The following is a 299-nucleotide window of genomic DNA, read 5'->3' as shown; positions in this document are numbered from 1 at the left end:
CGGACATCCTGGCACTGACCGAACACCCTGCGGAACCGGGCAAAATTTTCAACGGCCACTTCTCTTTTTGCTGTTCCCAGCCCAATCATTGTGTCGGATAGTTTTTCTGCATTTGATACATGTATGGGCTGCCCATTTAGAAAGCTGCCCTTTCTCTTAATTGCAGAAAACACTTCATCGCGGAAGGGATCATATATAATTCCCATAATAATCTCCCCCTGGCGGCAAAGGGCTAAAGATACAACGCTGTGCTGATAGTCGTGCATAAGGTTTGTCGTCCCGTCAACAGGGTCTAAAAT

1 protein-coding gene is annotated in these 299 nt (G+C 46.8%); it reads right to left on the bottom strand.

All coding sequences use genetic code 11. The features are described 5' to 3' along the window. A partial coding sequence (locus NE473_RS31425) for an inositol monophosphatase family protein (RefSeq protein WP_305148719.1) occupies window positions 1-299 on the bottom strand: 299 nt, incomplete at both ends.

This window comes from Hungatella sp. SL.1.14 (assembly GCF_024460495.1).
Lineage (GTDB): Bacteria > Bacillota > Clostridia > Lachnospirales > Lachnospiraceae > Hungatella > Hungatella hathewayi.
This window is presented reverse-complemented; position numbering and strand designations above follow the sequence as displayed.